The sequence below is a fragment of the Moorena bouillonii PNG genome (genome assembly GCF_001942495.1).
Classification (GTDB): Bacteria; Cyanobacteriota; Cyanobacteriia; order Cyanobacteriales; family Coleofasciculaceae; genus Moorena; species Moorena bouillonii.
On record NZ_MKZS01000003.1, the window covers coordinates 1 to 5,281 of the forward strand.

At 45.7% G+C, this 5,281-nt stretch carries 6 protein-coding genes; 2 read left to right on the plus strand and 4 right to left on the minus strand.

The annotated features are described in order from the left end of the window. A partial coding sequence (locus BJP37_RS42075; protein ID WP_214607802.1) for a hypothetical protein occupies window positions 1-195 on the plus strand: 195 nt, incomplete at its 5' end. 455 nt (window positions 196-650) lie between these two features. After that, the gene (locus BJP37_RS33885) at window positions 651-893 is read left to right on the plus strand and encodes a hypothetical protein (RefSeq protein WP_143728050.1); all 243 of its coding nucleotides are present in this window, start codon (window positions 651-653) and stop codon (window positions 891-893) included. Here BJP37_RS33885 and BJP37_RS43110 read toward each other — a convergent pair. The 4 genes from BJP37_RS43110 to BJP37_RS42080 form a co-directional block, all read right to left on the minus strand. Beyond that, window positions 890-2,998, minus strand: coding sequence for a formylglycine-generating enzyme family protein (locus BJP37_RS43110; protein WP_081431560.1), 2,109 nt, complete (start codon window positions 2,996-2,998; stop codon window positions 890-892). The genes BJP37_RS33885 and BJP37_RS43110 overlap by 4 nt on opposite strands. A 2-nt stretch (window positions 2,999-3,000) precedes the next feature. Further along, entirely contained in the window at window positions 3,001-4,098 is a 1,098-nt protein-coding gene (locus tag BJP37_RS33895; RefSeq protein ID WP_075906778.1) for a VWA containing CoxE family protein, read from the minus strand. Beyond that, window positions 4,095-5,099 (minus strand): AAA family ATPase, encoded by a 1,005-nt coding sequence (locus BJP37_RS33900; RefSeq protein ID WP_075906780.1) that lies wholly within the window; start codon window positions 5,097-5,099, stop codon window positions 4,095-4,097. The genes BJP37_RS33895 and BJP37_RS33900 overlap by 4 nt, the downstream gene beginning before the upstream one ends. Then, a partial coding sequence (locus BJP37_RS42080; protein WP_438941548.1) for a hypothetical protein occupies window positions 5,099-5,281 on the minus strand: 183 nt, incomplete at its 5' end. The genes BJP37_RS33900 and BJP37_RS42080, both read right to left, overlap by 1 nt.

Sequence of the window (5,281 nt, forward strand, 5' to 3'; positions counted from 1 at the left end):
GAGCTAGGGATCAAGCCATGTCTACGTTACAAACTCCCTTGTCCCCCTGCTAGAATTCGTAGAACTGGCATCCTGCCAGTGATAATTATTAATCTTGGTAGAACTGGCATCCTGCCAGTCATAATTATTAATCTTGGTTTGAGACCGCCTCGAAGCCTGTGCCCCATAGGATGGAGAGTTAGGGGTAGTCATTAGTTACATTTTTAAAGACATTAATGGGGTATATTTTTTTATTTTAGTGCGTTGAGACAGGCTGAAAGGCTGTTCCACAGTTATAAAAGTAGAACTGGCATCTTGCCAGTGGTGATCAAAGTAGAACTGGCATCTTGCCAGTGGTGATCAAAGTAGAACTGGCATCTTGCCAGTGGTGATCAAAGTAGAACTGGCATCTTGCCAGTGGTGATCAAAGTAGAACTGGCATCTTGCCAGTGGTGATCAAAGTAGAACTGGCATCTTGCCAGTGGTGATAAGAGTAGAACTGGCATCTTGCCAGTGACCAGGATTATTACATCTTGCCAGTGACCAATATGATGGCATATTACCAGTGACCAATATTTAATTTGATTGATATTGACACATTCATAAAGGCTATTCTGGAGCCACTGGCAAGATGCCAGTTCTACGCGGGGCTGATTCCGGCCACTGGCAACATGCCAGTTCTACGCGGGGCTGATTCCGGCCACTGGCAAGATGCCAGTTCTACACAGGGCTTATTCCCCGGCCACTGGCAAGATGCCAGTTCTACACAGGGACTATTCCCCAGCTACTGGCAAGATGCCAGTTCTACACCAAGATGCCAGTTCTACACCAAGATGCCAGTTCTACGGGGAAAGGGGAAGAGGGAAAAGGCAAAACAGGGCAAAGAGCAAAAGGGTAAAAGGGTAAAGGGTTAAAGAGTCCACGCACACCCACACACCACACGCAAACCAACAGCATCGCCGCTGTGGCTGAGAGCCGGAACATAGATGCAGCGAGACCCAGAACGGCAGTAGTCAGGGACGTTGAACCAGGAACCACCCCGCCACAGCCGGTTTTCGTTATCATTATCATTATTATTGTTATTGTCATTATCATCCTCCCAGGCACTGCCATCTGTTGGTGCATCTTCATAGTTATTATGCCAATGGTCTGCACACCACTCCCACACATTCCCATGCATATCGTAGAGTCCAAAGTTATTGGCTACCCGAAAACTGCCCACTGGGGTTGTTTCCCCAGTATATTTGCCTTTGGAACCAGAGCCATAAGTATAGTTGCCATCATAGTTAGCTAGGTCAATTGTAATGGTCCCGACAAAATGAAACGGAGTCATTGTACCTGCTCGACCCACTGGGGTGGTTTCCTCAACATATTTGCCTTTGGAACCAGAGCCATAAGTATAGTTGCCATCATAGTTAGCTAGGTCCGTTGTAATTGTCTCGCCAAAATGAAACGGAGTCGTTGTACCTGCTCGACAAGCATACTCCCACTGGGCTTCACTAGGCAAGCGATAAGGGCGTTTGGTATACTCAGACAGCCGCTCACAAAACTCTACCGCATCATACCAGGAGACCTGCTCGACAGGTCGGTTTTCCCCTTTAAAATAAGATGGATCGCTTTCAAGTTCTCTGTTGACTTGGGGTAGGGCGGCGACAGCTTGCCATTGGGCTTGGGTAACTGGGTATTTGCCCATCAAAAAGGATTTAACGGTGACTCGATGCTGGGGACTTTCATCATCACTATGCCCCTGTTCGGTTTCTGGGGAACCCATGATAAAACTTCCTTCAGGGATAGCAACCATCTCTAGCTCAACTCCATTCCCTAAGTCTTGGGTAAAACCATAAGCTTGGTGCTCACGACGGTCGATCGTTAATCGGGCATTTAATACAGACTTAAGATTAGTTTTGGTAACTTTTTGACCCAGGGCTTCTGTCAGCAGTTTCCATAACTTAGAGCCGAGAGATTGTAAATATTTTGAGCTGTAGCCTAGTGAATGGGAGATTTCTTGGTAAGTCTGATTGTCTAATGCTCCTCTCAAGATGCTTCGTTGTAGGTCTGTAAACGAGGGTCCTGTTGAACCAAAAACTGCTTCTTCAGCGGTTTGAATGGCATCTTTTACCTGTATCGTTGCCACTTGAAAGTCAAAGGGTTCTAAGTCAATCTCTGAGGATATCTCTTTCCCTGTTCTAAGCCCAATGGTTAGCACATTACATTGAAAGGTTTGCAGGGGTGGTAAACCTTCAACCTCAGTCACTGTCTGCCCAGAAGCTGACACTGTTTTTTTCAGTGTTTCTGGTAATAACCAATCTGGGACTCTCAACTCCAAATCATCTAACTGATAGGGATTAAGTTCAGCTGGAGTAACTGTCTCTGGCTGTCTTAGGACTCGCTGGATCAGTCTTGCGTACTCCACCAAGGTTGGTTCCTGTTGTAACTGAGGGGATAGCTCTGCGGTAATGCGTGTTAATCGTGCTAATTCTGCCCGCATACCTGATTCAGTAAGATTTTCAGAATCGGTTCCACTACTGGTTTCTATGAGCTCCTCGGCAATCTCTCGTGCTGCCTGTTTGCACTGTTCATCCCCTAAATACACCATTGCTGCCCAACGCTGTGCCTCTAATTCCTTTTGCTTTCTACCGGGATGAAGGTGACTCAGATACTTGACATAGTTGATTAAAACCTGGGCCACTTGCTGCATTCGCGGCTTACCAAAGCGGGGGTCTTGTTTCATTTGCTCTAGCAGATAGCCTCGGATATGAGTATCCATGGCATAAAGCTCATAGCCTACCTGAGAACACAAATCCGACAGTAACAAATCAACCTCCGCCACCCACGGAACCTTTTCATTGCGCAAAAACTGATTGCGCAAGTAGTTCACTAGCTCCGGTGTTAGCACCAGAGGCAAAGCCGCATGATAGGCCAAGACCCGATAGGACTCATCAAAACGTTTTACAAACCTCTCGACGGCTTGCTTTGCTGCTTGTTGGTGCCATTGTTCTTCCTCAGCCACAGTTGTCATGATCAGGGGGAATGGAGGTGTTGTAGGGGTTGTCCACGTACAATGTCGATGGCATTACTTAATCCATCATTATCCATCTGATACATTGGCACCAAATTAGCAATAATTTCTGCGGAACTACCCAGCCAACGGTCTTCTGGCATTGGATTTAACCAAGCCAAAAGGGTGGTGTGCTGCTTTAGCTTAAACAGAAAGCTGGTAGTTGCCCGAATCCTCTCTAACTTACGATAGCCCCTTGCTGCTCCAGCATCACTGACTATTAATACGCTGGTTTCCTGGTCACAGATTGTGAATAGGGTTTGCAGGGGGATGGGTTCTGTCAAGTAGAGGTCTTTGTAGACACTGGCAGCAGGTACGTTATGGAAATAGAACACATTCACCTTTTCTGGTTGCAGAGTGCTGTCATACTGTGCCGTTTCTACCAAGTCACTGGTGAAGCGATGAAACGGAGTCATTGAACCATTCTGATCCAAGACTAGTAGGAGATGGGCATGGTTTTGTTCACGTCTGCGGTAGACTGGAGCCAGATAAAACCCTTGCCGAGTTGCTTGCTTAACGGTTGCGGCTTCATCCAGTTGATCCATTGATCCATCGGCAATCGGTCGGCGCAAATACCTCCAGTTATAGACCATTGAACGGCGGGAAATGGGATAGTATGTCTGTAAGCTAGAAATATCTTCGTTTTCTACAAAGGTAGAGGGTGCCCGCACCGGTAAGGATGACCAGTCCGGTTTTGGTTTGCTCTCGGTAACAACCTCCTGGGGTGGTGACTGCAATAATTTCTGGGATACCTTGAGCTGCTCGTGATCAGGTTTAGACTTGGGTTTTTCTGAAACACTATTTTCAGTCCGTTTGGAGGGAGAAATAACCCCCAACGACTCCCTGATGGAGTCCCAGATCGAGTCAAATTGACTTTGTTCTGATCGAGAGTGACACCATAAAAGCTTTAAGGTCTCTGCCAGTGCCGTTTCATCTTCTCCAAATCCCCCTTTCACCGCTTGCCGTGCTGCGAAAAGTTCCCCTACGCCAAGCTGAAATCTGTTTTGGCGCAGGCTAATGAAAGCACGAGTTACCCAATATTGGGGGTTAAAGGAGTTCATGAGGCTTTAGCATATTTTTTCCAGTCTTGTTGCAGCTTAAACAGTAACTCTGGATAGGGGAGCAGTTGGTCTTTTTTTAATTTTGTTGGATTGTAAGGCTTTAACTCAAAGGTATGAAGGGCTTTGAGCCAATCGAGAAATTCACTAGTTCCTGGTGTCTTGAAGAGACCCCCTTCGTTCCAGACCGCCAGGAAACGAGCGATCGCAGTATTGACTAAATCTGCAGGGGGTGGTGCTTCCTCACACACCTGGTAGTGTTTATCAACAATTTCCTGCAACTGCTTGGGGTCGTTAGGAAAGTCTAAGTAATGATAGAGGCAACGGCGGAGAAAAGGTGCAGGCAGGTTACCTTTTTCTTTATTACTGGTAATGAACACAATGGGTTTGTGTGTTGCTGTAATGGTTTCTCCAGTTTCTTTTATTTTAAATTCCCAAGGCTCATCTAATACGGTCAGTAAGTCATTGGGAAAATCTAAATCTGCTTTATCTATCTCATCAATTAACACCACAGCTGGAAAATTCTTCAACCTAAAGGCTTTCCCTAAGGCACCAAATTGACGATAGTGTTTAGCATTAGCGGGATTGCGATTAACTGGTTCCGAGTCTTCCTGGTCTAAGTATTCGTGATCCAAGTCTTCTGACTCCGGTTGTCCATGAGCAACGGTGGGCTCTGGTGCTACTTTTTGAGTGTGTACATCATGTAATCGGAGAATAGCATCATATTCATAGAGTCCATCTTCGGCTTTGGTTGTTGAACGCACATCCCAGCGATAAAGGGGCAGTCCTAATTCATAGGCAACCGCTGAAGCCAAACGAGTTTTACCACACCCCGCATCCCCTTCTAATAGTAACGGTCGTCTGAGATAAATTGCTAAATTTACGGCTTTTTTTAATTCTGAAGACACCACATAAGGCTCTGGCTTTTGTGGGGAATCTTTATGAGTCTTTTTAGGTCTGCGAGTAAGATTCCCTGTAAATGTTAATCGTTTAGATGCGGTCATTACTTAAATTTATCCTCCAATATTGAACAAATAGTATGTGGTGTTCCTTCGCTTTCTCTATAAATTTGCTGTGCCAACTGTTTACTTTCTGATTTCGATAACCCCCGAAACTTAATCAACCAATCTTTTATATCAAATCCGGGTGTAGACTTATTGTATAGAGTGAGTCGGGAAAGATCTAT